This window comes from Exiguobacterium sp. FD-YE-25-4, from assembly GCF_057004685.1.
The window spans coordinates 2,431,599-2,456,879 of sequence record NZ_CM168041.1; the positions used below are offsets into that span (position 1 = coordinate 2,431,599).

A 25,281-nucleotide genomic window follows, 5' to 3' on the forward strand; every position below is an offset into this window, starting at 1 on the left:
AGTTGTTCAAAAAAGGAGGAGTTCCATGTTTCGTCATCAGAAGGAATTGCAGTTCGAAGTGAAAGTCGATCGGCCCGACCCACAGCTCGCCCGTCAAATCCAAGAGGTGCTCGGCGGTCAGTTCGGGGAAATGACCGTCATGATGCAGTACTTGTTCCAAGGCTTCAACTGCCGCGGAGAAGAAAAGTATAAGGACATGCTCATGGACATCGGGACCGAGGAAATTGGGCACGTCGAGATGTTGTGCGCCCTCATCTCGCAACTGCTCGACGGCGCGTCACCGGACGACCAAGCCGAGGCGGCGAAAGACCCGGCGACGGCGGCCATTCTTGGCGGGATGAACCCACAGCATCTAATCGTCAGCGGGCTCGGCGGACTGCCGACGAACTCGAACGGGGTGCCTTGGAACGGGTCGTATATCGTCGCGAGCGGGAATTTACTCGCCGACATGCGCTCGAACTTACACGCCGAGACGCAAGGCCGACTCCAAGTCGCCCGTCTCTACCATATGACAAAAGACGAAGGCGTCCGGAAAGTGTTCCGCAAGATGCTTGCCCGTGATCGCTACCACCAATATCAATGGATGGCCGCCATCGATGAGCTCGAAGAGAAGAACGGCGTCATCGTGCCGGCGAGCTTCCCAGCGAAAGACGAGTTGGAAGCCGAAAAACACGGCCTTGAGTTCTGGGACTTATCGGAAGGCAACGAGTCGAGCCAAGGCAAATGGGCGACCGGCAGCGCGCCGGACGGTTCCGGCGACTTCGTCTACTTGAGTGACCCGGACCCGCAAGGCCAAAAGCCGGTCATGGACATCCCGGACAAGACGCTCCATCACGATTTGGACGCCCCGGGCAGTGTCGAGAAAGTCGTCAAGAAGGTCGCGGATCAAATCAAAGGCAAATAACCAAAAGGCTGGCCCGTGGGTCAGCCTTTTCACATGCGCCGGAGCGAGATGGCTTCGCGCATTTTCTGGAGCGACTCTCTACCCTCTTCCCCGCGTCGCATCATGACGACGGTGAACAAGGCGTCGATCAGGCTGAGCTCAGCGATTCGCGAGGCGAGCGCCTCGGAGCGGAACTCCGTCTCTTGCGACACCGTATAGAGGGCGACGTCACACAGCTTCGAGAGCGGTGACTTCGCGTAGTTCGTGATGGCAATCGTCGGGACGCCACGCTCATTCAACACTTTCGCCACATCGAGCGTGTCTTTCGAGGCACCCGAGTGTGAGATGAGGACGGCGACATCGTCTTTCGTCAGCTGGGACGCCGACATGAGCTGCATGTGCGACTCAAGGTTCGCCGTGACGAACAGGCCGCTCCGGACGAACTTGTGGTAGGCGTCGAGCGCGATGACGGCCGAACCGCCGCTCCCGAAGAACTCGATGCGGCGGGCCGACAGCAGCAGGGCGACCGACTTGTCGAGCGAGGCCGCGTCCAAGATTTGCCGTGTTGCCTCGAGCGTCTTCACGTTCGAGGTGAAAATCTTCTCGGCGATCTCATGTGGCGTGTCTTCGTTCGAGATGTCTTCATGGATATCTTGGAGCGGCGCGACGACGTCGGTGGCGAGTGCGATCTTCAGCGCCTGATAGCCTTTGAAACCGACGCGCTGACAGAAGCGGAACACAGTCGACTCGGCGACGTCTAGGTCGTCAGCGACTTGGTTGATCGTATGATGGATGATGCGTTCGGGCTGTTTCAAGATATAGTCGGCGATACGTTGCTCTTTCTTGCTCAGTGTCGTATAGGCCCCACGGATCCGGGCCAGGCCGTTCATCGATTCCATATGTCTCACCCTTTTTTCTTTTAACGATACCTTTTCGAAAAAAATTCCGCAATCTCTATTGAAAATCGAATTTAATTTGATATTATAGTGGAGAGATGGAAAAAAATTCGATTTAGAGGTGACGATATGCAAATCGGTTTGATTGGATTAGGCAAGATGGGATACAACTTGGCGCTCAACTTGAGCGACCATGGCCACACGGTCGTCGGGACGGACGCCGGGAACGTCGAGGCGACATCGAAGTTTGAGATCGTACCAACGCTCGAAGACGTCATCAACTCGCTCGAGACGCCACGCGTCGTCTGGGCGATGGTGCCGGCCGGTGACATCACCGAGAACGTGCTAGCAGAACTGCTCGAGAAGCTCGAGCCGGGTGACATCGTCATCGACGGCGGGAACTCGAACTACAAGCTGTCGGTCGCACGCGCCGAACAGTTCAGCGAAAAAGGCATCGCTTTCTTCGACTGCGGGACGAGCGGCGGCACGGAAGGTGCCCGCAACGGCGCCTGCACGATGGTCGGCGGTGACGCGGACGCCTGGCCGACGATTGAGCCGATCTTCAAAGACCTCTCGGTCGAGAACGGCTACTTGTACACGGGACCGGCCGGCAGCGGCCACTTTCTGAAGATGATTCACAACGGTATCGAGTACGGCATGATGCAGGCGATCGCCGAAGGGTTCGACATCTTGGAGAAGAGCCCGTTCGATTACGATTACGAGCAAGTCGCCCGCGTCTGGAACCACGGATCGGTCGTCCGCTCATGGCTCATGGAACTCACTGAGAACGCGTTCTCGAAAGACGCGAAACTCGGCGACATCCGTGGCGTCATGCATTCCTCAGGGGAAGGAAAATGGACGGTCGAGACAGCGCTCGAGTTGCAGGCGGCGGCTCCGGTCATCGCCATGTCGCTCATGATGCGCTATCGCTCGCTCGAGGACGACTCGTTCTCAGGGAAAGTCGTCGCCGCACTCCGTAACGAGTTCGGAGGCCACGCGGTCGTCAAGAAATAACCCGCAAGGAAAAGGTCAGGGGTGGCCTTTTCCTTTGGTAATATTTGTAAACGGTTACACATAAGGTAAAGGGGGAAATACATATGTCGGGTTCGACACTCATTTTAATCGCAGTCGCAGGGATTTTCTTGCTCTTATTCTTGGTCATGCGGACGAAGCTTCACGCGTTCGTCTCACTTCTCCTCGTCAGTCTACTCGTCGGGATCGCGGCCGGCATGCCGCTCGGGGACGTCATCGCCTCGATTCAGAACGGGATGGGCGGCACGCTCGGCTTCGTCGCCGTCGTCGTCGGTCTCGGCGCCATGTTCGGGAAGATGTTAGAAGTATCGGGTGGCGCGGAACGCCTCGCCCAGACGCTCGTCAATAAGTTCGGCGAAGACAAGGCGCAATGGGCGCTCGCCATCACCGGCTTCATCGTCGCCGTGCCGGTCTTCTTCGACGTCGGTTTCATCATTCTCGTGCCGATTGTCTACGGTCTCGCCAAAAAGACGGGCCGCTCGCTCCTCTACTACGGGATTCCGCTGCTTGCAGGTCTCGCTGTCACGCACAGTTTCATCCCGCCGACACCAGGTCCGATCGCCGTCGCCAACTTGATTGGGGCCGAGCTCGGCTGGGTCATCTTGTTTGGGGTCATCGCCGGGATTCCGGCCGCGATTTTAGCCGGTCCGGTTTTCGGAAAATATATCGCGAACAAGATTCAAGTCAACATTCCAGACTATATGGAATTCGAAGAGATCGACACGTCAAAAGAGCTGCCTAGCTTCAAGATGATCGTCTCGCTCATCTCGATCCCGCTCGTCTTGATTCTCGCGAACACGTTGTCTGCCGTCTTATTAGAAGAAGGCAACAGCATCCGCACGTTCTTCACGTTCATGGGTCACCCGTTCGTCGCCTTGACGCTCGCGACGTTGCTCACGTTCATCTTCCTCGGAACACGCCGCGGCTATACGCGTGACGAAGTGCAAGAGATTGCGACGAAAGCGCTCGAACCGGCCGGGATCATCATTCTCGTCACCGGTGCCGGTGGCGTGTTCAAACAAGTGTTGATCGACTCAGGTGTCGGTGACGTACTCGGGGAAATGATGGCCGGGTCACCGCTGCCGGCGATCGTGCTCGCCTTCTTGATCGCGACCGTCGTCCGTGTCGCCCAAGGATCGGCGACCGTCTCGATGGTCACGGCGGCAGGACTCATCACCCCGCTTCTCGAAATCCAGAATATCACCGGTGCCGCGCTCGGCCTCATCGTCATCGCGATCGCTTCAGGTGCGACCGTCTTGTCTCACGTCAACGACTCAGGCTTCTGGCTCGTCAACCGCTACTTCGGGCTTGACGTGAAAGATACACTCAAGTCGTGGACTGTCATGGAAACGATTATCGGATTGACCGGCTTCGCGGTCGTCTTCTTGATCAGCTTGTTCATTATTTAAGTTAGGAAGTGATGTGTGTGTACACGATTGGCGTCGATATCGGGACGACGAGCACGAAAGCCGTCCTGTTCCATAACCAGCAACAACTCGCGGTACATAACGTGTTGTACCCGCTCCTCACCCCGGACACGGAGACGGCCGAGCAAGACCCGGTCGTCATCTACGGGGCCGTGCTCGAGGCGATCTCGGCCGTCCGTGCCAGAGCCGATGGCCCGATTCGCTTCGCCGCGTTCAGTTCGGCGATGCATAGCCTGATCGCGCTCGACGCATCAGGTCGCCCGCTCACCCACAGCATCACCTGGGCCGACAGCCGGGCCAACCCGTATACGCAAGAGATCAAACGGAACTTCGACGCGAGCGCGCTCCATATGCGCACCGGCACACCGGTCCATCCGATGGCGCCCCTGTCGAAACTGCGTTGGTTAAAAGCCGAGCATCCGGACGTGTTCAACCAGGCGGCCAAGTTCGTCTCGATCAAGGAGTACGTCTTTTATCGCTTGACCGGTCGTTTCGTCATCGACCACTCGATCGCTTCGGCGACGGGCCTGTTCAATTTGAAAGAATGCGACTGGGATGCGGAGGCGCTCGATGTCGCCGGTGTCACACCAGAGCAATTGTCCGATCTCGTGCCGACGACGGAGATTGTGACGCTCAAACCGGATGTTGGTGAGACGCTCGGCTGGGACTTCCCGCTCGTCATCGGGGCGAGTGACGGAGTGTTATCCAATCTCGGTGTCGGGGCGTTCGAACCAGGTGTCGTCGCCGTCACGATCGGCACGAGCGGTGCCATCCGCACGGTCGTCCGTGAACCGGTCGAGGATCCGAAAGGACGTATCTTCTGTTACGCCTTGACCGACAAGCATTGGGTCATCGGCGGGCCGGTCAATAACGGCGGCATCATCTTGCGCTGGCTCCGCGACGAGTTCGCGGCGAGCGAGGTCGAGACGGCGAAACGGCTCGGGATGGATGCGTACGATGTGTTGACGCGCATCGCCGAGACGGTCAAACCGGGTTCGGACGGTCTCCTGTTCCACCCGTACTTGATGGGCGAACGGGCCCCGCTCTGGGACTCGAACGCACGCGGCTCGTTCTTCGGCTTAAGCATTCACCATAAGCGCGAGCACTTCATCCGATCGGTGCTCGAAGGTGTCATCTTCAACTTGTATACGGTCATGCTGGCACTCGACGAATTGACGGGCGCGCCGAACCGGATTCACGCGACGGGCGGGTTCGCCCAGTCAAGCCTGTGGCGCCAGATGATGGCCGACATTTTCGATACGCCGGTCGTCGTTCCGGAGAGCCATGAAAGCTCGTGCTTAGGTGCGGTCATGCTCGGAGAGTATGCGTTCGGGGACATCGACGACTTCACGGCCGTGCCGCAAGTGACGCATGAGCATGCGCCAAACCATGAAGCGACCACGATTTACCGGGAGTTGCTGCCGATTTATATCCGACTCTCTCGTCATCTCGCGGAAGAGTATGAAGCGATTGCCGCGTTCCAACGGAAGCATGTATGAGAAAAGACCAAGTTCATTGCGAACTTGGTCTTTCGTTTACCGCTCATACGTCACCATGACGAACTGTCCGGACGCGCGTTGGCTCGTCAGTTTCAACTTCGTCTCTTTCGTGCCTTCCGGGAAGAGTGGAATCCCTTCTCCTAATACGACCGGGGCGATGGCAATCTCATAGCTATCGATCAAGTCGTGCGCCATCGCCGCCTTGATGACCTCGCCTCCCCCGACGAGCCAGATGTCGCCGTCGACGTCTTGCTTCAACCGTCCGATGAGCTGTTCGATCGGCTCATCCGTGAACGTGACGTGCTCGGCTTTCCGGTCCGGACTCCGCGTCAGAATATAGTTCGGAATCTTGTCGTACGGATAACCGTCAGGCTCGAGCACGAGCACTTCCTCGTACGTCTTCCGTCCCATGATGACCGCACCGACTGTCTTGAAGAAGTCGGCATACCCGTTGTCCCCTTCTCCCTCGACCGCGAACAACCAATCGAGCTGGTCGTTCGTGCGGGCAATCTTTCCATCTAAACTCGTCGCGATATATAAGACGACGTTTGCCATGATGAATTCCTCCTTGATTCGTGATACATTCAGCTTAACTGGTAAACACGACAAAATATGACGGGAATGGATGAGATGAAAAAGCGACATCTTCACTTGATTCGACTATTGAATCGCGGGCGCCGGTTCACGGCGAACGAACTCGCTCTTGAGACAGGTGCCTCGGTTCGGACGATTCAGCGCGACATGTTGACGCTCGAAGAACTCGGCTATCCGATTTGGAGCGTCCCCGGCACGGGCGGCGGTTATGAGATGTTGCCGAATCGGCTCTTGCCACCGCTCCAGCTCCGAGAACAGGAAGCGGTCGCGCTCTACCTCACCCTCAAATGGATGGAACAGATTCCAGACGTGCCGTTCGGTGACATGCGGGATACACTGTCCGATTGGTACGTGAACGAATTGCCGCACGACCTCGAGACGAAAATCGCCCGGCTCGAAAACAACATCCTCTGGCTCGGGAATAAGACCGTCCCACCGGCGCCGTTCACGAAAGACGTGTTTCAAGCGGTCGAGCAACGACGCAACATTGAGGTGACGTACGCGACGACGAAAGGATCACGCACCTTCACCGTCGCACCGGTCGGGATGGCGCTCCTCGATATGAAATGGTATGTGTATGGCCTCTCTGAGTATGGACTGCGCCAATATCGCATCGACCGAATTGAAGCGATGCGTCTCCTTGATAAGACGTTCGAAGCGGACGACTTGGCGACGCTTCTCGAGGCAAGTGACGAACGAACCGGCGTGACGGTTCGGCTCAATCTCACCTCACTCGGCCGTCGTCTGCTTGAAGACGTATTACCCGATATCGTGGAAAAGAATGAGTGGGACGTGCCGGAAGCCGAGCTCCCGTTTTTGTCGCGGCAATTGCTCGCGGCCGGAGCGGAAGTCGAGGTCGTGGAGCCGATTGAATTACGGGAAATGATGCGGGAGCAAGCGGAGCGGTTATGGAACCGGTATCGTTAATCAAATCGATGCTTTGTCCTCATGTAAGAATTGTCTTTATATGGTAATATGAGTCCATATTGCTACATGTAAAGGAGCGTTCGCATGACCAAGCTATCGTTTTCAAAATTATTTGTCTCAATCAGTGTCATCTCATTGTTCGCTATCATGGTGTACCTTAACGTCTCGACGCTCGAACTGAACGAGACGATCGGTTCAGGGCTGTTCTACTTGAAAGGCTATTATGAGGAAGGCAACATGATCGTCACCGAGCAAGGGATTGGCGTCATCACGCTGCCGCTCGCTATCGGTCTCGTCGCTTCGACACTCATCAAAGGCGCTCAATTTTATCGTGCCTCGTCGGTTACGAACTAACCTTCTCATCTCGGACAAAGAGCCCAACCGTAAATCGGTTGAGCTCTTTTTTCAATTCGCTTGGTCCATCTCTTTATGCAGTTTGAGCAACTCATTCTTGTACAAATCCGAGCGTCCTCCAAAGATGGCCTGGATGTTGTTTTTCACTTTCACGACCCCGGCTGCCCCGAGTGCCTTCAACTCGTCCTCATCGATTTGGGACACATCTTTCAATTCGACACGAAGACGTGTGAAACAGGCATCGATATCGATGATGTTGTCACGGCCACCGAACGCCTCTTGAATGGCAAGTGCCGTCGTTTGGATTGATGTCTTTCCTGATTTCTTTTCATTGTAGTCTTTGCGGGTAAACAGTTTCGTCTCTTGTCCCCCTCGGCCCGGCGTCGCCAAGTTCCATTTTTTAATCGCGAACGTGAAGATGCCGTAATAGACGAAGAAGAATCCGGCCCCAACGACGAGGTTCATCCACCAGCGCGGCGTCCCTGGCAACACATTCACCAAGACATAGTCAATCAATCCCGAGCCACCGGCCCAGCCGATATGGGCGTCAAGAGCGTACATGAGCGCAAACGACACCCCTGTCAACACACTATGCACGACGTAAAGAAGTGGTGCAATGAATAAGAACGTGAACTCGATCGGTTCGGTGATCCCGGTCAAGAACGCCGTCCCTGCCGCTGCGAGCAAGAGGCCACGCACGACGGGACGCTTGTCCGGGTCGGCCTGACGGTACATGGCGAACGCCGCTCCAAGAAGACCGAACATGACGATCGGGAACTTGCCGGCCATAAAGCGTCCGGCCGTCACGTCGACACCTTCTGCGATTTGAGCGAGGAAAATATATTGGTCCCCGCTCACAATCGAACCGCCAACCGTCGCCGTGCCGCCAAGTGACGTCCATAAGAACGGTGCGTACCAGATGTGATGTAATCCGGTCGGAATCAATAACCGTTCGAGCATTCCGTATAACCCGACGTAAGCCGGATTCGTCGCATCACTCGCGATGACGTTCGCCATCGCTGTGAGGCCGGTCTGAATCGGCGGCCAAATGAGCATCATAAAGAAACCGAGCAAGATGGAGAAGAATACCATGACGATACCGACCGAACGATCTCCGGCGAAAAAGCCGAGCATCTCTGGCGGGTTGAACGTGTGGAATTTTTTATACACCCAGACCGCAAGCAAGCCGACCGCGATCCCACCGAGCACACCCGTCTCAAGTGACGGGATACCGAGCAACATGCCGTACTCCCCGCTCTCAGCCGCCATTTCCGGTGTGATCCCAAGGGCAATCGAGATCGTCGTATTCATGATGAAGTAGCCGACGAGTGCGGCAAGTGCCGCAATTCCCGACCCGCCGGACAGACCAACCGCGACGCCAATCGCAAAGATGATTGGCAAGTTGGCGAAGATACTCAACCCGATTTGAAGCATCCCGGCACTGATCGCTTCGACCGTCCCGTTCTGTAAAAACGTCCAACTTTCTGCAAGCGGACCTGTTAGCGCCGCGCCGAGACCAAGTAAAATACCGGCCGCCGGCAAGAGCGCGACTGGTACCATGAGCGCCTTCCCGAATTTTTGAAATACCCCGAACCATTGACTCATTTGATTCACTCCTCATGTGTAAGCGTTATCAATTCTCAAAACGAACAAAGGGGAGTGACTCCCCTTCGTCTTTAGCGTGCGACCGTCTCCCGTTGTTTGAGGGCCGGCCAATAGTTTTCGTTCTCGTTAATCAAATCGTCAAGGATTTGACGGGCGACCGGCGCATCGACGACGGTCCGGTTGAGCGTGAGTGCCTGGAGTGCCTTTTCATAGCTGTTCTCGAAATAGGCGTCGACGACGAGCTGTTCGTAGGCGAGCTGTCCTTCAATCATCCCTTTGTAGAAGCGAGAAATGTGTCCGACAGCGAACGGTTTCGGTCCACGGTTCGTGAGCATCGCCGGCACTTCGACCATCGCATCATCCGGCAAGTTAGCGATGATGCCGTCGTTCTTCACCATGACGATGAAGATGTCGCCATTGTTGTAGGCGAGTGACGCTGCGACGCGAATCATGTAGCAACCGTGGATGTCGACTTCAAGATGCACGTTCTCTAGCGAGTCGTCAGCGATGATTTGATCGCACATCGAGAAGACACGTTGTTGGCGGCCGTTGATGACTTGACGGGCCCGCGTGTTCTCTACGTCTTCCTTCTCCGCCATGTCGGACGGATACAAATAATACTGAAGGTACGTGTTCGGCAAGTATTCCGGGAAGTCGGTGAGCATCTTCTCGACTTGCTTGAACGTCTTGATCCAAGATGGGTCGTTTGCGATCTCTGAGTCTTCTGGGATAAACCCGTCCTCTAAGATGGTGCGCTTGATGTCTTCCGTCAATTCGTTGCCTTCTTTGTCATAGATGCCTGTGAACCAACCGAAGTGGTTGAGGCCGAAGTATTCCGGCACGAGATCCCAAATTTCTTTGCCAAGAATCTTCGCGTAGCTCACCATGATTGCGGCCGGCATGTCACAGATATTCAAAATCTTTTTGTCATTCGGGTAGGCACGCTTCAACGCCTCGGCGACGATTGCGGCCGGGTTCGTATAATTTAAGATCCAACCGTCCGGTGAGCCTTGGCGGATGTCTGCGACGAGATCAATCATGTCCCCAATCGACCGCATCCCGTACGACATCCCACCCGGTCCACACGTCTCTTGTCCAACCACGCCGTGACGGAGCGGAATCTGTTCATCTTTCTCGCGCATCTCCAGGCCGCCCGTTCGAATTTGAACGAAGAAGAAGTCCTTGTCGCGGAAGGCGTATTCTTTGTCCGTCGTATACTCGAACAGCTCGAGCTCTGGGTAATGCTCACGCAAGATGATTTCAGTCGCTTTGGCGACACGCTCCTGGCGCTCACCATCCGTATCGTAAAACGTGATTGAACGTAGTGGGAAGTGAGCTTTCTCTTCAATCAAGCTCATAATCATACCGATTGTGTACGTGCTGCCGCCACCGACGACGACGAGGCGTTGTCCTTGTTTCATGTGTGCGTTCCCCTTTCGAATACATATCTTATTGATTACAATACAAATTTAATACATATTATTTTAAACGTCAACAATATTTTTGAAAATGTTTTACTTTGTGTATACTGGAAGTATGAATTCAGGTCGAAATCGGAGGGTCAGTCATGAAAGCAAAATCACCGCTCTACCAACAAGTCGCCCACAAAATGCGCACGTTTATCGAGTCCGGCACGTGGGCGCCCGGTGAGGCGATCCCGACCGAGGCTCAACTCGTCGAAGAGTTCAGCGTCAGTCGAGTGACTGTCCGCCAGGCGGTCAAATTGCTCCAAGAGGAAGGTCTCTTATGGAAACGACAGGGCAGCGGCACATACGTCCAGTCCGAAAAGATTGAACACAACATGTACGAATTAAAAAGCTTCACCGAAGACATGAAACGAGAAGGGAAAGAAGTGACGAACAAAGTGCTCACCTTCACGTTGCAGCCACCGAGTGAGAAAGTGCGAGAGGCACTCGAACTCGAAGATGGCGAGCTCGTCTTCTACGTGAGGCGCCAACGATTCGCAGACGGCGAACCGCTCATCGTCGAGGACACATACTTGCCGCTAAAGCTGTTCCCCGACTTGACGTACGAAGTGATGTCGCAATCGAAGTACGCCTATATCGAAGACGTCAAACAGTTCAAGATTGCGGACAGCGTCCAAGAGTTCATCCCGGTGCTCCCGACAAAAGAGATTGCCGAGATGCTCGGAGTGAGTGAACGAACGCCCGTACTCAAAGTCGAACTCTATTCGTTTCTTATGGATGGCAGTCGGTTTGAGTTCACAGAAACGTATTTCAAGAGTGAAGAATACCGCTTCATCATCCGCGCCGGACGAAGACATTAAAAAGGACCTGTGAATCACAGCGATTCACAGGTCCTTCGTCAGTTAATGACGATCGACAACTTATAATTGACGTACTTGCTGAGCCCGTCCAAAAAGGCGTTCAGCTCTTGGTTCGACGGGAAGCGGCATTCCAAGACGTAACAGCCGTCCCCGCTCACCTTGTAGTTATTGCGGACGTACGGCCGGTGCTCCTCGAGGAACATGAGATACGGGTCGTGGAACGTGCTCGACGTAAAGATGGTGATCATCGTGTGAACCGGTAACCCGAGCTTGTCCTCGTTCACGCGAATCGTATATCCTTCGATGATGCCGAGGTCTTCGAGCTTCTTGACGCGCGTCGCCGTCGCCTGCCCGGTCAAGTGCACGTGTGCCCCGAGTTCTTTCATCGTTATCCGGCTGTTCGCCTGTAGCGCCTCGATGATGAGGCGGTCTGTTGGATCGAGCATAGGTGACTCCTTTCACGATTCAAGCCAATCCGTCCAAACACTTGATTCGTGTTATGTATGAAACGACGGCTGCTTGTTAGACTGTACATACATTATAGCTAAAAGGAGAGATTTTTCTATGCACGTGCAACTGATCCGTAATGCCACACTCCGCGTCGAATACGCCGGAAAGACGTTCCTCATCGATCCGTTCCTCGGGGAGAAAGGCGCCTATCCCCCGTTCCCGAACTCGGCACGACAAGACGCTAATCCATTGGCCGACCTGCCAATCGCGATCGACGACATTCTGACAGGCATCGACGCCGTCATCTTGACCCACCTGCATCTCGACCACTACGACGAGGTCGCCAAACAAGTTCTTCCGAAAGCGATCCCGCTGTTCGTGCAAAACGAGGACGATTTGACTGTCATCGAAGGCGACGGCTTCACGAACGTGACCGTGTTGAGCGACACGACAGCATTCGAAGGAATCAACCTCACGAAGACAGCCGGGGAGCACGGTCGCGGTCCGATTTTAGAAATGGCCGGTCTCGTGTGCGGTGTCGTCTTCACCCACCCTACGGAACAGACGCTCTATGTCGCCGGGGACACGGTTTGGTATGACGAAGTCGCCAAGACGATTCAAACGCATCAACCAGCGGTCATCGTCGTCAACGCCGGGGACAACCAATTCGTCGAAGGCGGGTCGCTCGTCATGAACGAAGAGGACGTCCACCATGTGCATGAGGCGGCTCCAGCCGCGACGATTATCGCGGTCCATATGGAAGCGGTCAATCATTGGAAGCTATCGCGTCCTGACTTACGTGCTTATGCGGCATCACACAACTTCGCCGATCAACTCATCGTTCCAGAAGACGGCGACACGATTTCACGCTAACGAAATAACGGCCCTGACCTTTCACGTCAGGGCCGTTTTTAGCTTCATCTTTGACTCCTGTTTGTGGTATTCTATGCTTCATACCGATGCCATGTCACCCGTTTTTTGCCTCGAGGGAGTTTTGTGAGAATGAAGAAACGCGTCATTTTGCTCATGTCCATCTTTTTGTTAATCAGCTCCCTGTCTCAGGCGGCAATCCCGAAACCAAAAGCCTATAACGACCGCAGTCTCATCTATTTGACGCTCGATGACGGGCCGAATCGGAAGACGGGCGCGCTGCTCGACGTCTTGAAAAAGCATCGGGTGAAAGCGACCTTCTTCATCCTCGGGAAGAACATCGAGGGGAATGAGCACCTCATCCGACGCATCGTCGCCGAAGGCCACCTCATCGCCTTGCATGGGATGACACACGTGCGCGAGGAGTTTTACGCATCGCCGATGACGGCCGTGCGTCAGATGAAGGACGTGCAACGTCTCATTTATGAAGTGACAGGCATTCATACGAATATGGCTCGTACGATTTACGGTAGTGACGCAGGCATGACGCCTGCGCACTGGCAAGCGATGGACGAGGCCGGTTTTGAGATTTGGGATTGGAACGTCGGCAGTCTCGATCATATTTATAAGAAAGACAACGCTCCGATTGAGCAGCGTGTGTTCAATCGGCTCGAGGCGAATTACGAGATGAATATTGCTTCCATCATCTTGGCACACGATCACTCGATGACACCGCAAGCGCTCGATACGATTATCCACTATGCGAAAGAACGCGACTATGAGTTCCGGACATTAGAAGGGGTTCATCCCCCATACAACTTTTTCAATCCGTGGGAACCGAACGAATGACACATGCTGAGTCTACGTGGACTCAGCTTTTTGTTTGCTCGAAACTTTATGTTCTTTACGCCGTATACAATAGGAACAACCAGCAAAGGTGGAACCCACATGCAACTCGACGTCCGAACGTTTCCTAAATCATTTCTCGATGGTCAATTCGATTCGATTTATAGCCAGACGACCGACTCATTCAAACAACAGACCTCGCTCGACACGTTCTACCAGCTCGCCACTTCATTCAATGAAGGTGTTCGCCGCTATCGTGTGGTCAATGACATGAAGTTGAACGGTAGCCGTCACCTCGTCTGGATGGATGACCGGAAGGAACGTGTGCTGAGCGCGACGTTCAATCAGGACGACCTCATCGAGGAACTACTCATGACGCCATATCAACCCGATTCGAGGGGCGACCGTCGCTTCACGAAACATACATACCACCTTCCGTTCACGGATGACTGGCTCGTCCTATCAGGCGGTACACATCCTGGTGAAAATCGGCATTATCCGGAACGCGCGCAACGATACGCCTACGACTTCATTAAAGTGAACAACAACTGGTCATACAACAAGACAAAGTCCGGGAACCACTCGTTTTATGCGTTCGGGGAACGGATCATCACACCATTGGACGGGACGGTTGTGGTGGTTGTCGATGATGTACCGGACGTTTCGGATTCGAACCATCCCTTTGGTAATCACGTCATCCTCGAGCATGCCAATGGCGAGTACAGTCTCCTCGCCCACCTCGAGGCCGGCTCGATCGCCGTCAACGTCGGGGACCATGTCAAGACACGCCAATTGATCGGTCGCTGCGGGAACTCGGGGGATTCGTCTGAACCGCAACTCCACTTCCAAGTGATGGACAGTCCTGACTTGGCATCCGCCACCTCGATTCGGATTCGTCTAAAAGGAAGAAAGAATCCGGTTCGTGGTCAAATCGTCAGACCGAAACAGTCCAACTCGTTGGATCGCACGAACTTAGCCGCTGACTTTTTATTCGAACTCGCGCTCGCCGTTCCTAGACTCCTGTTTAACTTTTGGCGGTAATCGTTAACTACAAAAAATGTCCCCGCATCGATGGATGTGGGGACATTGCTATTACATCTCTAACTCTGTGAACGCGAGCGGGACGAGCTCTTCCAGCGTCACTTCTTTCACGTCGGCGTTGCCGTTCGTGAGCAACACTTTGAAGTCCGGGGCACCGAACTCGACGAGCACTTGGCGGCAGATGCTGCATGGCGGCAAGAAGTCGACCGTGTCACCTGACACCGCGACGGCTTCGAAGTCACCTTTTTTATAACCTTGCGCGACCGCTGTGAAGATGGCCGTACGCTCGGCACAGTTCGTCGCACCGAACGAGACGTTCTCGACGTTGACGCCGTCGATGACCGTTCCGTCCTTCATGAGAAGCGCCGCTCCGACACGGAAGTTCGAATACGGCGAGTAGGCGTTCTCTTTCACTTGGCGGGCACGCTCGACTAATTGTTGTTGGTTCATGGGATCATGGTCCTCTCTGACTCGAAATGAACTGATGCCAGTTCCCGGCCTCTCTTTTTTGGGCAGGATTTTTAGCATACACCTCAACCGATAGAGAAGTCAATGAATTTTTGAAAGCGGTCACAATCTTTTATCAGTTTTGAAACGTCAGCTCGACCGTCCCGCTCCCGAGCAGCGGTGCAAGCGTGGGGAAGTCCTCGACCCGACCGATGCGCGTATATGCATAACTCGTCTCGACGTCCTTATAAAACAAGACGAGACAGTCATCGCCATACAGCATGACATCCCCGGCTCGAATCGAGCCGACACGTTCCGGGTTCGTCGGGAGCGGTTCGTCGAAATAGAAGTACTTCTCGTTCTGATGCAAGTCCTGCATCGACAACGTGAGTGGCAGTCGGGCTTGGAGCGCCTCGGCTGTCGGGTTGGTTTCGAAACGTATTGAGACGTTCAGTTCTTCCACTTGTGACGTCACTCCTTCCTGACTCTCCGGCTTTCTTTCCGCGTCGTCCCCACACCCAGCGAGAAACAACATGGAAGCGACCAATCCGAGGCGGATGACGTTCATGACGTCTGAACGATACGGGCCGGTGTCCCGGCGACCGTCACATTGTCCGGGACGTCTTTCGTCACCGTCGCATTGGCCGCGACGATGGCGTTCTCGCCGATGGTGACACCCGGCAAAATCGTCGCCCCGGCCCCGATCCAGGCGTTACGTTTCACGCGAATCGGCTTCGTGATCAAGCCGCGCCGTTCGGTCGGGTCGGTCGGATGATTGACCGTCAACAGCTTGGCGAACGGACCGATCAAGACGTGGTCCTCGATGTCGATACCGCCGAGATCGGTGAACATGACGCCACGGTTGATGAAGATGTTTGTCCCGAGCGTGATGTGTTTCCCGAAATCGGTATAGAACGGCGGCAGCACTGTGACCGAGTCCGCGACGTCTTGCCCGAGTAGCTCCGAGAGCGTCCGCTGGAACTCGTCTTTCGGCAAGTACTGATAATTCAGGCGCATGAGCGTCGGCTCGATGGCTCGTTGAATGTGATGAATCTCTTCAAAGACGGCTTCGCCCGCAGCAATTGTTCGACCGGACACGCGTTCTCTCAATTCGTTACTCATCATCACACCTGTTGTTTCGTCGGACGGATGATGAGGTTGCTGACAGAGACCCGGTCCGGCGTATCGATGGCGTAGATGACCGCTTCCGCCACATCCTCGCTCGTCAATCCCCACTCGGTTTGCGCCTCATGGAGCGCCTGGGCGGCTTGTTTGTCACTGATCGTGTTGTACAGCTCGGTCTGGACGGCTCCCGGCGAGATAATCGTCGACTTGACGTTGTTCTCCCGCTGTTCTTGGCGCAAGCCTTCCATGATGGCGCGGACCGCGAACTTCGTCCCGCAATAGACGGCCGACTCCGGATAGACGACGTGCCCGGCCACCGAATCGGTCGCGATGATATGACCCGACTGTTGGCGCTCCATGATCGGCAGCACGGCGGCGATCCCGTTCAACACCCCGGTCACGTTCACGTCGAGCATGGCCTGCCATTCGTCACGGCGCCCGTCGACGAGCGGGGCTGTCGGCATGATCCCGGCGTTATTGAATAAGACGTCGATGGTCCCGAACGTGTCGAGTGCCGTCTTCACGACCGCCTCGACGGCTCCGTAGTCCGTGACATCAGCTTGCCGGATGACGATGTCAGCCTCGGGATGCTGCGCTTGGATGGCTTCCAACCGGTCGAGACGACGGGCGGCGAGCACGAGTTTCGCGCCCCGTTCGGCCAATAGATGGGCCGTCGCTTCGCCAATCCCGCTCGACGCCCCCATGATGATGACAACTTTATTGATGGTCATAATCCATTCCTCCTTTGATTGACTCCAGTATAGGAACGGACAAGCATCATGTCTAATGCTACTATTTGATTAAGAACCATAACGAAAACGCATGGAGGGATGACATGGAGCTACAACAACTACGCTACTTCCTCGCCGTCGCGAGCGAGAAGAACATCACCCGCGCGGCCGAACATTTACGACTGTCGCAACCGGCGCTGTCCCGACAAATCCATCAGCTCGAGGACAGCCTCGGCGGTCCGTTGTTCGAGCGGAGCCAAGGCGGGGTCACGCTGACGGAACGAGGTTACTATTTGGCCGAACACGCCAAAGAGATGGTCCGTCTGGCCGATAAGATCTCGGTCAACTTGAACACGGCGACACCCATCAGCGGAGAATTGTACATCGGCGGTGGGGAAACGGAGACGCTCACCTCGGTCGTCGAGACGTTCCGACAGATGAAACAGCTTCATCCCGACGTCAAATTACGCCTGTATAGCGGCAACGGGGACGACGTCATCGACAAGTTGGACCGGGGCATCCTCGACTTCGGGGTCGTCATCGAACCGATTAATCTGGCCACGTACACCTCGCGCGAGCTCCCCCACGTCGACCGTTGGGGCATCTTGACGCGTCGTGACAGCCCGATCGGACAAAAGCGTGCCATCGAGACCGGGGATCTTCTCGACTTGCCGCTCATCTTGTCGGAGCAGTCGCTCGTCGACCGGCATTTGTCGGCCCGGCTCGGCGTCGATTTGACTGAAGCGGACGTCGTCGCGACGTATAACTTGCTCTATAACGCCTCGCTCCTCGTCAGGGAAGGCATCGGTCACGCGCTCTGCCTCGACGGGATCATCAACACGCACGGGACCGAGTTGATGTTCGTCCCGCTCCATCCCCCGCTCACGTCTTCCGTGCATTTGATTTGGAAGAGCGGGAGTCGTCTGTCAAACGTCGCCTCCACATTTTTAGAGCTGTTCGATGAACGGGAAACGGCCACCTAAACACGGCGGCCGGAATCGAGGCGCAATATGTGCGCCAACTGCTCGTTCATCTCGTCCGGGGTGGCCGCGAAGTCATGTTCGGCCCAATGAATGATCATCCCGACGATGGCGTTCGCTTGATACGAACAGAACAACGCATGGTCAATCTCGTCTTGCTTGTGCGCCGCCGTGTCGCGGAGGAGCAACTTGCGCACTTCGTCGAACAACATGTAATAGTACGCGAGCGGTACGTTTTTCGAAAAGACGATGCGATAGAAGTCGACGTACGTCTGGACGTGGTGAAAGATGCGGATTGTCGACGGCTCGAGCTCACGCGGATTGAGCAACTTCACATGTCGATACGGCTCCTCATACGACTTGGCAAGGTCGGCCGTGATTTCTTGGAAGTACTCCTCGAATACGTCCTCGACCCGTGCGTAATGCAAATAAAACGTGCCCCGATTGACATTTGCCACACGACAAAGTTCCGAAATCGTCACTTGTTCGAGCGAACGATTCTTCAATAATTCGACGAGCGCCTCATGGAGCGCTCGTTTTGTTTTGATGACACGCAAGTCAGGCTTCAAGATTCACACATTCCTTTCAACAGATATGGCCTAAAGTGTTGATTATTCAACAGTTCCTCATTTTTTGATTATTGTAAGCGCTTTCTAACGTTCATTATAATAGTTATTGAACACATGTACAATAAAAGGAGGAGTCAGTCATGCGGTTATCGGGGAAAGTGGCGATTGTCACAGGAGCAGCATCAGGAATGGGGAAAGCGATTGCGGAACTATATGCGAAGGAAGGAGCCCGCGTCGTCGTCTCGGATATGAATCTCGACGGAGCGCAGGCCGTCGTCGAGGGGATTTCGGGCGAGGCGTTCGCCATCCAAACAGACGTCACGTCTGAAGAAGCGTTGCAGCAGTTGTTCGACGAGACGGTGAAGACGTTCGGTCAAGTCGACATCCTCGTCAACAACGCCGGCATCATGGACGGGATGGAGCCGGTCGGTGAGATCTCGAACGAGCGTTGGGAGAAAATCTTCGCCGTCAACACGGTGTCGGTCATGAAATCGATGCGCATCGCCGTCGACTTGTTCACGAAGCAAGGGCACGGCGTCATCGTCAACAACATCTCGGCCGGCGGTTTGTACGGCGCTCGGGCCGGCGCGGCCTATACGGCGTCGAAACACGCCGTCGTCGGATTGACGAAGAACACGGCGTTCATGTATGCCGACCAAAACATCCGCTGTAACGGGATCGCGCCGGGCGCGGTCGCGACGAATATCGGCTCGACGATGACGAACATGAGTCAAGCCGGGTTCGGTCGCCAGCAACTCGGGATGGCCATCAACCCACGCATCGGACAACCAGAAGAGATCGCTCAGCTCGCCCTCTTCCTCGGCTCGGACGAATCGAGTTTCATCAACGGTCAAGTCGTCGCCATCGACGGCGGTTGGACCGCCTATTAAACCAAAAAATGAGCCATATCCGACGCCGGATGTGGCTCATTTTTCGTTATAGCTCCCCTCTCCGGTTCATCCGGATCAAGAGATAAATCAAATACGGCGCCCCGACCATGCCGGTGATGACACCGACCGGATAGCGGGCCGTGAAGGCGAACTGACCGATGAGATCGGCTGCGAGCACCAAGATGACACCGACGAGTGCCGCCGGGATGATCGTCGAACGACCGTCCCCGACGAGCCGCTTCGCGATCGGTCCCGCCAGGAACGCGACGAAGGCGATCGGTCCGGTCGTCGCCGTCGCGAGCGCCAGCATGAGCACCGAGGCGATAATGAGCAGGACGCGCGTCTGGTTCGTCTTGACTCCGAGCGATGTTGCCGTCATCTCCCCGAGCTCTAAAATCTGGAGCTGTCGGCTGAGTCGGAGGATGACCGGGAGGCAGAGCGCAACCGCAATCATGAGCGGCGGGAGCGTCTCCATCTTCACCCCGTTCAAGCTACCGCTCAACCAGCGCATCGCCGTCCCGACATCGTTTTGGCGGCTGATGAGCAGTAAATAGTTGATGACCGCCGTGAGCATCGCTTGAATCCCGATGCCGACTAAGACGAGCCGGCCGATCGAGAAGGCGGCGCCTTTCGACAAGAAGTAGATGGCGAGGACGGTCAACAGCCCACCGATGATCGAGATGACGGAGACGAACGTATCGCTCGCCTGTAAGACAACGATACCGAACACGGCCGCCGCACTCGACCCGGTCGTGATGCCGATGACGTTCGGGTTGGCGAGCGGGTTACGAAGCATCGTCTGGAACACAGTCCCGGCGATCCCGAACGCGAGTCCGGCGAAGACGCCGGCGAGCATGCGCGGCAGACGGATCGTGCCGACGGCGAACGAGGCACCCGGTACTTGTTCCCCGAACAAGACACGGATGACATCCGCGACCGGATAAATGGTGTTACCGAGCATGAGCATCGTCGCGCTCAACGTAAGGGCCAGCGCGAACAAGACGAGCGTCACGAAGACGGTCCGTTGCCGGCGCTTACGACTGTTATGGATGATGGGTTGAATCGATTGGTTCGTCATACGCCCCGCACCTTCACTTTCATCGTCAAGGCGATCAAAATCGGGGCCCCGACGAACGCCGTGACGATCCCGACTTCGAGTTCACCGGGACTACCGAGCAAGCGCCCTGCCACGTCAGCGAACGTCAATAAAATCGCGCCGGTGAGTGCTGACATCGGGATGATATACCTTTCATCCGCTCCGATGACCAAACGGACGAGATGCGGCGCCAAGAGACCGATAAAGCCGATCGGTCCGGCCAGTGCCGTCGCCGCCCCGCACAAGATGACACCGGCGAACGAGGCAATCAATTTCAACGTGCCGATGCGGACACCGAGACCTGTGGCGAGCTCTTCCCCGAGCGCCAAGATGTTGAGGGACGGTGCCGCCAAGATGGCGATAATGATACCGCCGATAAAGAACGGCAGGAACGTCATGATCGAATCCATCGTCCCGGCCCCGACGCTACCGACTTGCCAGAACCGGAACTGGTCCATGACGTTCGAGCGCGGAATCATGATGGCCATGACGAGTGACGACAAGGCCGCACTCGTCGCCGCGCCAGCCAAAACAAGTTTGAGTGGCGTCGAACCGCCCCGCCCGAGCGAGCCGATCCCGAACACGAACGCCGCCGTCAAGAGCGCCCCTGCGAGCGCGAACCAGATATAGTCGCTCGCGGTCGAGATGTTGAAGAAGGCGATCCCGACGACGACGAACAGCGCCGCCCCCGTGTTGACTCCGAGAATGCTCGGGTCGGCGATCGGATTGCGCGTCACCGACTGCATCAATGCGCCCGAGACACCGAGTGCTGCCCCGCACATGAAACTGAACACCGTCCGAACGACCCGCTGCCGGACGATGTCCGCTTCATACGACTGAACAGCCGGACGGAATAAACCGTCAAGCAGTTCATCCCATCCGACTGTCCGTGAGCCGAAAGCAAGCGAAGCGAGCATACAGACGACGAGCAGGACGAGCGACCCTACGAGGAGGAGCCCGAACCGTTTCGGCGTGTGTAACTTCTTCGGCATATTCATTTGATTACTCGACTTTCGCGAGTGCTTCTGACACGAGTTTCACATAGTCATCAATCGTATATTCGATCGAGAGTGGTGATGGTGTCCCAGCAGCCGCGAGTGGCGTGTTGTCTTCGATCATGACGACCGAACCGCGTTTGATGGCCGGCACTTTGCTGTAGAGCGGGTCAGCTTGAAGTGCTTTCAACGTCTCTTCGTTCCCGTAGGCGACGAAGATGTCGACGTCGTTCAAGATGTCAGCGTTCTCTGAGCTGAGCTCGAGGTAGAAGCTGTTCTCATCTTTGATTTGGCTTGTGATGTTCTCAGGATATTCCATGCCGAGCTCTTCGATGAAGGCACCGCGTGGGTCACCCGTCGTGTAGATGTAGAACTTCGAGAGATCGTCTGGGCTGAGCGCGACGAATGCCGCTTTCTTCCCTTTCATCTCCGGTACTTCAGCTGCCTTGTCAGCGATGAGTTTCTCTGTGTCTTCAATCAACTGTTTGCCTTCTTCTTCCATGCCCATGGCCATTGAGTCGTAACGAACCGTGTCCTGCCATGATGACACCCAAGGCGTCTCTTGGTATGCGACGACCGGTGCGATTTCTGTCAACGTGTCGTAATCTTCTTGCGTAATGCCTGAGTAGGCAGCAAGAATGACGTCCGGCTGTGAATCAGCAATCGCTTCGAAGTCGAGACCGTCCGTATCTTGATAGATGTTCGGGTTTTCTTCACCGAGATCTTTCAACTTGTCAGCCGTCCACGGCAACATGCCACTGCCGTCTTGGACACCGTAGTTCGCAGCCGAGAAACCGACTGGTACGACGTCAAGCGCGAGCGCCACGTCTTGGTTCGACCAACCGACCGTTGCGACACGTTCCGGCTTCTTGTTGATGACCGTCTCGCCTAACGCGTGTTTGATTGTGATTGGATAGCCTTCTGCCGTTTTAGCAGATTCATCTGTCGTGGCTGCATCTTCATTGTTCGAGCCGCATCCTGCGAGCACGAGCACGAAAGCAGACATGATGATGAACATATGTAGCATTTTCTTGTAGCTGTTCATGTCCTAGTCCCCTTTTTCTGTATGACAACGTTTTACGCCGACATTGATAATCATTATCATTTATGAGTATAGGATGAATGTCTTGACGTTGTCAATGTGAACTTCCATCTATTTTGGACAAGAAACAGCTTTTCCTTAAACGCTATGCGTGTCCAATAACGTATTGACATGGGTTTGCGTCGGTAAAACGTCAATCGCACCTTTCACCGATGCGACGAGTGCGCCAGTCGCATTGGCAAACCGTAAGACCTCTTCGCCATGACGACCTATGAATGGTTCGAGCGTAGAAACGGTCGCCTCATTCACAAGCAACTGATATAAAAATCCCCCCATAAACGCGTCGCCGGCACCGGTCGTGTCAGCGACCTTGATTGGAAACGCAGGTACCTCCCAGGTGTGATCTTTTGTATAAATCGTGGCTCCTCGCGCTCCTTTCGTGTAGAGCACGATACGCACATTGCCTTTAAACAAGGAAGCAATCGCTCGTTTTTGTTCGGGGATACCCGTGATGAATTCAAGCTCTTCTTCCGACACTTTGAGGATATGGGCGAAAGGCAGAAACTCTTGAATCGTCTGTTTGTAGACGTCTAAGTCATTCCAAAGTGAGGTGCGTACATTCGGGTCAAAACTGATGATGCCACCGGCTTGTGTCATCCATTCGATTGCACGGCGATGGGCATATTTCATCGGACTCTCGACCAAGTCGACCGACCCAAAATGAAAAATATCCTGTTGATTGAACCATTCTCTCTTCACTTCATCCTCATTCAGTAATAAATCAGCCGATGGATTTCGATAGAACGAAAAATCTCGATCGCCGTCCTCTTTTACCGAGACGAACGCTAGCGCTGTATTTGCTTCACTCGTCCGGAAGATGTGTTCGACGCCAACCCCTTTCGCTTTCAGTGTGGAAACCAAATAATCCCCGAACGCGTCATTTCCTAACTTTGTGATCAATGAAGATTGTCCTCCTAATGAAGCCACGACGGCAGCCACATTTGCCGGGGCCCCTCCTGCGACCCGTTCAAACGTCGTTACTTGGTCCAATGATTGTCCTTTCGTATGCGCAATCAAATCAATCAGCGCCTCACCCATACAATGAAGTTGTCTCATGTTCATTTCCATCCTTTCTCATCTTCATAAAAAGGGCCAAGCCCCACCTCGAAAGATGGATACTTGGCTCTGCATGTTTATTGTTCGTTCCACACATCGCTCAAACTCCAAACACGGCACGATTTGATGTCGACACGTCCCCCCTCGGCATAGAACGATAGACCGAGACTTGTCGGATCCGGATAAATTCGGCTCGTCATCACCGTCGTCCCACCGTTGGCGAATACTTCTACTGATGAGCGGTCCAAGAAGAGACGCAAACTGAGCACATCATCTTCCCCTTCGACCTCGACCGTTCTCACCCCATCGACGCCCACACCTGACTTCGTCCGATCGAGTGATAGTTGTTGCGTCTTCGTCGAGAATCGAATGACCGTCTCTTGCTCCCCGTCCTCACTGCGACGCAACTTGATGCCGAATGTCTCCGCCGTCACATCACATAAGGAAAACTCAACTTCTACTTCGAGCAACTCCTCTGTGACGTCGGTGACGATCTCTGTGTCCTCGATGGTCGATAGGTTCAAGTCAAATCGTTTCGAACGAAGGGCCGTCAGCTCTTCGACCGGCTCCATCTTGATGCGGCCGTCCTCCATCCGCGTCAGCACACGTGGTAACGTCAACGCCCCGGCCCAGCCATGTTCTTTCGTCGGCATCTCCGATTCCCACATGTCCATCCACCCGATGGCGATGCGCCGGCCTTTGTCATCGAGCAACGTCTGCACGGCATAAAAATCATGTCCATAATCGAGTTCTTTAAATGCGCCCCGGTCGAATGTGTTCGTCTCATAGTCGAACGACCCCGTCATGTATCCGGTCTGGAATAGGTTTTGATAACGGTCACCTTCTGGTTCCATCCCTTGCGGTGAGAACAAGAGCACGTGCTCGCCGTCGAGTTCAAAGAAGTCCGGACATTCCCACATGTATCCTTCCGTCCCATCACTCTCTCCGAGCACACCGAGATACTGCCATTCCTTCAAATCTGCCGACTTGTAGAGGATCGCCTTCCCGATGTCACCTTTTCGGGTACCGAGGACCATGTACCATTCGTCTTCGTGCTTCCATACTTTTGGATCACGGAAATGACCAGAACCGTCTTCCGGGTGCGTCGGGATGACCGGACTTCCAGGATGCTTCTCAAAGTGGATGCCGTCGGTGCTCGTGGCGATACATTGAGATTGGTCAAGAATGTCTTTCTCCTTGTCGATGAAGAGATTGCCCGTATAAATCAATGTGAGGACACCATTGTCATCGACCGCGCTCCCAGAGAAGCAACCGTCCCGCTCGTATTCCTCTGTCGGGGCGATCGCAATCGGGAGGTGCTCCCAATGGACGAGGTCTTTACTCTTCACGTGTCCCCAATGCATCGGTCCCCAATTCTCGTCGTACGGATGGTGTTGATAGAAAACATGATACTCATCTTTGTAGTGAATCAGTCCGTTCGGATCATTGATCCAATTGGCCGGCGCCATAATGTGATAGCCGAGCCGATACGTCGTGTCTAGTTTCGCTTTCGCTTCGGCCACCGCTTTGTCTGCCTCTGTCTGTGTTGTGTGCGTTAACATATGATCGCTCCTTTAAG

The 25,281-nt window shown here is 55.0% G+C and carries 27 protein-coding genes; 12 read left to right on the forward strand and 15 right to left on the reverse strand.

Features of this window, described 5'->3' with window-relative positions; all coding sequences use genetic code 11:
* Nucleotides 1–25 precede the first annotated feature (25 nt).
* Nucleotides 26–904: a manganese catalase gene (locus tag AC13H5_RS12425; protein ID WP_483545905.1), complete on the forward strand. Its 879-nt coding sequence runs from the start codon at nucleotides 26–28 to the stop codon at nucleotides 902–904.
* 29 nt (nucleotides 905–933) lie between these two features.
* Here the strand turns inward: AC13H5_RS12425 and AC13H5_RS12430 are convergent, their stop codons facing one another.
* Nucleotides 934–1,782, reverse strand: a complete 849-nt coding sequence (locus AC13H5_RS12430; protein WP_034779080.1) for a MurR/RpiR family transcriptional regulator — start codon at nucleotides 1,780–1,782, stop codon at nucleotides 934–936.
* 126 nt (nucleotides 1,783–1,908) lie between these two features.
* Between AC13H5_RS12430 and gnd the strand changes: the two genes are divergently transcribed.
* The 3 genes from gnd to gntK all read left to right on the forward strand — a co-directional run bounded on the left by gnd (nucleotide 1,909) and on the right by gntK (nucleotide 5,737).
* Nucleotides 1,909–2,793: a phosphogluconate dehydrogenase (NAD(+)-dependent, decarboxylating) gene (gene gnd / locus AC13H5_RS12435; RefSeq protein WP_483545906.1), complete on the forward strand. Its 885-nt coding sequence runs from the start codon at nucleotides 1,909–1,911 to the stop codon at nucleotides 2,791–2,793.
* A gap of 83 nt (nucleotides 2,794–2,876) precedes the next feature.
* On the forward strand, nucleotides 2,877–4,220 hold the full coding sequence (locus AC13H5_RS12440; RefSeq protein ID WP_214792320.1) for a GntT/GntP/DsdX family permease: 1,344 nt from the start codon (nucleotides 2,877–2,879) through the stop codon (nucleotides 4,218–4,220).
* An 11-nt stretch (nucleotides 4,221–4,231) separates the two neighbouring features.
* A complete protein-coding gene (gene gntK / locus AC13H5_RS12445) occupies nucleotides 4,232–5,737 on the forward strand; it encodes a gluconokinase (protein ID WP_483545907.1) in 1,506 nt (501 codons plus the stop codon).
* A gap of 36 nt (nucleotides 5,738–5,773) precedes the next feature.
* On the opposite strand, the gene AC13H5_RS12450 is transcribed toward gntK, so the two are convergent.
* A complete protein-coding gene (locus AC13H5_RS12450; RefSeq protein ID WP_483545908.1) occupies nucleotides 5,774–6,292 on the reverse strand; it encodes a dihydrofolate reductase family protein in 519 nt (172 codons plus the stop codon).
* A gap of 75 nt (nucleotides 6,293–6,367) precedes the next feature.
* On the opposite strand from AC13H5_RS12450, the gene AC13H5_RS12455 reads away from it, so the two are divergent.
* Nucleotides 6,368–7,258, forward strand: a complete 891-nt coding sequence (locus AC13H5_RS12455) for a helix-turn-helix transcriptional regulator (protein WP_483545909.1) — start codon at nucleotides 6,368–6,370, stop codon at nucleotides 7,256–7,258.
* 84 nt (nucleotides 7,259–7,342) lie between these two features.
* Complete coding sequence (locus AC13H5_RS12460) at nucleotides 7,343–7,612, forward strand: hypothetical protein (RefSeq protein WP_034779086.1); 270 nt, start codon at nucleotides 7,343–7,345, stop codon at nucleotides 7,610–7,612.
* Between the two features lie 51 nt (nucleotides 7,613–7,663).
* On the opposite strand, the gene AC13H5_RS12465 is transcribed toward AC13H5_RS12460, so the two are convergent.
* A complete protein-coding gene (locus AC13H5_RS12465) occupies nucleotides 7,664–9,217 on the reverse strand; it encodes a PTS transporter subunit EIIC (protein ID WP_483545910.1) in 1,554 nt (517 codons plus the stop codon).
* Nucleotides 9,218–9,288: 71 nt separating this feature from the next.
* On the reverse strand, nucleotides 9,289–10,638 hold the full coding sequence (locus AC13H5_RS12470; RefSeq protein ID WP_483545911.1) for a 6-phospho-alpha-glucosidase: 1,350 nt from the start codon (nucleotides 10,636–10,638) through the stop codon (nucleotides 9,289–9,291).
* A gap of 146 nt (nucleotides 10,639–10,784) precedes the next feature.
* Here AC13H5_RS12470 and AC13H5_RS12475 point away from each other — a divergent pair, with 146 nt between their 5' ends.
* Nucleotides 10,785–11,504, forward strand: a complete 720-nt coding sequence (locus tag AC13H5_RS12475) for a GntR family transcriptional regulator (RefSeq protein WP_021066242.1) — start codon at nucleotides 10,785–10,787, stop codon at nucleotides 11,502–11,504.
* Between the two features lie 38 nt (nucleotides 11,505–11,542).
* Here the strand turns inward: AC13H5_RS12475 and AC13H5_RS12480 are convergent, their stop codons facing one another.
* The gene (locus AC13H5_RS12480) at nucleotides 11,543–11,950 is read right to left on the reverse strand and encodes an Lrp/AsnC family transcriptional regulator (protein WP_214753810.1); all 408 of its coding nucleotides are present in this window, start codon (nucleotides 11,948–11,950) and stop codon (nucleotides 11,543–11,545) included.
* Between the two features lie 118 nt (nucleotides 11,951–12,068).
* Here AC13H5_RS12480 and AC13H5_RS12485 point away from each other — a divergent pair, with 118 nt between their 5' ends.
* The 3 genes from AC13H5_RS12485 (at nucleotide 12,069) to AC13H5_RS12495 (ending at nucleotide 14,711) form a co-directional block, all read left to right on the forward strand.
* Complete coding sequence (locus tag AC13H5_RS12485; RefSeq protein ID WP_483545912.1) at nucleotides 12,069–12,827, forward strand: MBL fold metallo-hydrolase; 759 nt, start codon at nucleotides 12,069–12,071, stop codon at nucleotides 12,825–12,827.
* Between the two features lie 129 nt (nucleotides 12,828–12,956).
* Nucleotides 12,957–13,673, forward strand: coding sequence for a polysaccharide deacetylase family protein (locus AC13H5_RS12490; RefSeq protein ID WP_483545913.1), 717 nt, complete (start codon nucleotides 12,957–12,959; stop codon nucleotides 13,671–13,673).
* A gap of 99 nt (nucleotides 13,674–13,772) precedes the next feature.
* The gene (locus AC13H5_RS12495; RefSeq protein WP_483545914.1) at nucleotides 13,773–14,711 is read left to right on the forward strand and encodes a M23 family metallopeptidase; all 939 of its coding nucleotides are present in this window, start codon (nucleotides 13,773–13,775) and stop codon (nucleotides 14,709–14,711) included.
* A gap of 51 nt (nucleotides 14,712–14,762) precedes the next feature.
* Here AC13H5_RS12495 and AC13H5_RS12500 read toward each other — a convergent pair whose 3' ends face one another.
* The 4 genes from AC13H5_RS12500 to AC13H5_RS12515 all read right to left on the reverse strand — a co-directional run bounded on the left by AC13H5_RS12500 (nucleotide 14,763) and on the right by AC13H5_RS12515 (nucleotide 17,014).
* Nucleotides 14,763–15,161: a cytidine deaminase gene (locus tag AC13H5_RS12500; protein WP_483545915.1), complete on the reverse strand. Its 399-nt coding sequence runs from the start codon at nucleotides 15,159–15,161 to the stop codon at nucleotides 14,763–14,765.
* 133 nt (nucleotides 15,162–15,294) lie between these two features.
* On the reverse strand, nucleotides 15,295–15,726 hold the full coding sequence (locus tag AC13H5_RS12505) for a cyclophilin-like fold protein (RefSeq protein ID WP_483545916.1): 432 nt from the start codon (nucleotides 15,724–15,726) through the stop codon (nucleotides 15,295–15,297).
* Nucleotides 15,723–16,283, reverse strand: coding sequence for a sugar O-acetyltransferase (locus AC13H5_RS12510; RefSeq protein ID WP_483545917.1), 561 nt, complete (start codon nucleotides 16,281–16,283; stop codon nucleotides 15,723–15,725). Before AC13H5_RS12510 ends, AC13H5_RS12505 begins: the two co-directional genes overlap by 4 nt.
* Nucleotides 16,283–17,014: an SDR family oxidoreductase gene (locus AC13H5_RS12515; protein WP_483545918.1), complete on the reverse strand. Its 732-nt coding sequence runs from the start codon at nucleotides 17,012–17,014 to the stop codon at nucleotides 16,283–16,285. Before AC13H5_RS12515 ends, AC13H5_RS12510 begins: the two co-directional genes overlap by 1 nt.
* A gap of 104 nt (nucleotides 17,015–17,118) precedes the next feature.
* Between AC13H5_RS12515 and AC13H5_RS12520 the strand changes: the two genes are divergently transcribed.
* The gene (locus tag AC13H5_RS12520) at nucleotides 17,119–17,997 is read left to right on the forward strand and encodes a LysR family transcriptional regulator (RefSeq protein WP_483545919.1); all 879 of its coding nucleotides are present in this window, start codon (nucleotides 17,119–17,121) and stop codon (nucleotides 17,995–17,997) included.
* Here AC13H5_RS12520 and AC13H5_RS12525 read toward each other — a convergent pair.
* Nucleotides 17,994–18,566: a TetR/AcrR family transcriptional regulator gene (locus AC13H5_RS12525; RefSeq protein ID WP_483546560.1), complete on the reverse strand. Its 573-nt coding sequence runs from the start codon at nucleotides 18,564–18,566 to the stop codon at nucleotides 17,994–17,996. The two genes, AC13H5_RS12520 and AC13H5_RS12525, sit on opposite strands and share 4 nt — an antisense overlap.
* Nucleotides 18,567–18,703: 137 nt before the next feature.
* On the opposite strand from AC13H5_RS12525, the gene AC13H5_RS12530 reads away from it, so the two are divergent.
* Nucleotides 18,704–19,453, forward strand: coding sequence for an SDR family oxidoreductase (locus AC13H5_RS12530; RefSeq protein WP_058764679.1), 750 nt, complete (start codon nucleotides 18,704–18,706; stop codon nucleotides 19,451–19,453).
* Between the two features lie 46 nt (nucleotides 19,454–19,499).
* Here the strand turns inward: AC13H5_RS12530 and AC13H5_RS12535 are convergent, their stop codons facing one another.
* From AC13H5_RS12535 to AC13H5_RS12555, 5 genes are all read right to left on the reverse strand, one after another.
* Nucleotides 19,500–20,531 carry a FecCD family ABC transporter permease gene (locus AC13H5_RS12535; RefSeq protein WP_483545920.1) on the reverse strand — a complete coding sequence of 344 codons (1,032 nt, stop codon included), beginning with the start codon at nucleotides 20,529–20,531 and terminating at the stop codon, nucleotides 19,500–19,502.
* Entirely contained in the window at nucleotides 20,528–21,541 is a 1,014-nt protein-coding gene (locus AC13H5_RS12540; RefSeq protein ID WP_470295451.1) for a FecCD family ABC transporter permease, read from the reverse strand. Before AC13H5_RS12540 ends, AC13H5_RS12535 begins: the two co-directional genes overlap by 4 nt.
* A gap of 10 nt (nucleotides 21,542–21,551) precedes the next feature.
* Nucleotides 21,552–22,589 (reverse strand): iron-siderophore ABC transporter substrate-binding protein, encoded by a 1,038-nt coding sequence (locus AC13H5_RS12545; RefSeq protein WP_483545921.1) that lies wholly within the window; start codon nucleotides 22,587–22,589, stop codon nucleotides 21,552–21,554.
* A gap of 135 nt (nucleotides 22,590–22,724) precedes the next feature.
* On the reverse strand, nucleotides 22,725–23,702 hold the full coding sequence (locus AC13H5_RS12550) for a carbohydrate kinase family protein (protein WP_483545922.1): 978 nt from the start codon (nucleotides 23,700–23,702) through the stop codon (nucleotides 22,725–22,727).
* A gap of 77 nt (nucleotides 23,703–23,779) precedes the next feature.
* The gene (locus AC13H5_RS12555) at nucleotides 23,780–25,264 is read right to left on the reverse strand and encodes a glycoside hydrolase family 32 protein (RefSeq protein WP_483545923.1); all 1,485 of its coding nucleotides are present in this window, start codon (nucleotides 25,262–25,264) and stop codon (nucleotides 23,780–23,782) included.
* Nucleotides 25,265–25,281: the final 17 nt, after the last annotated feature.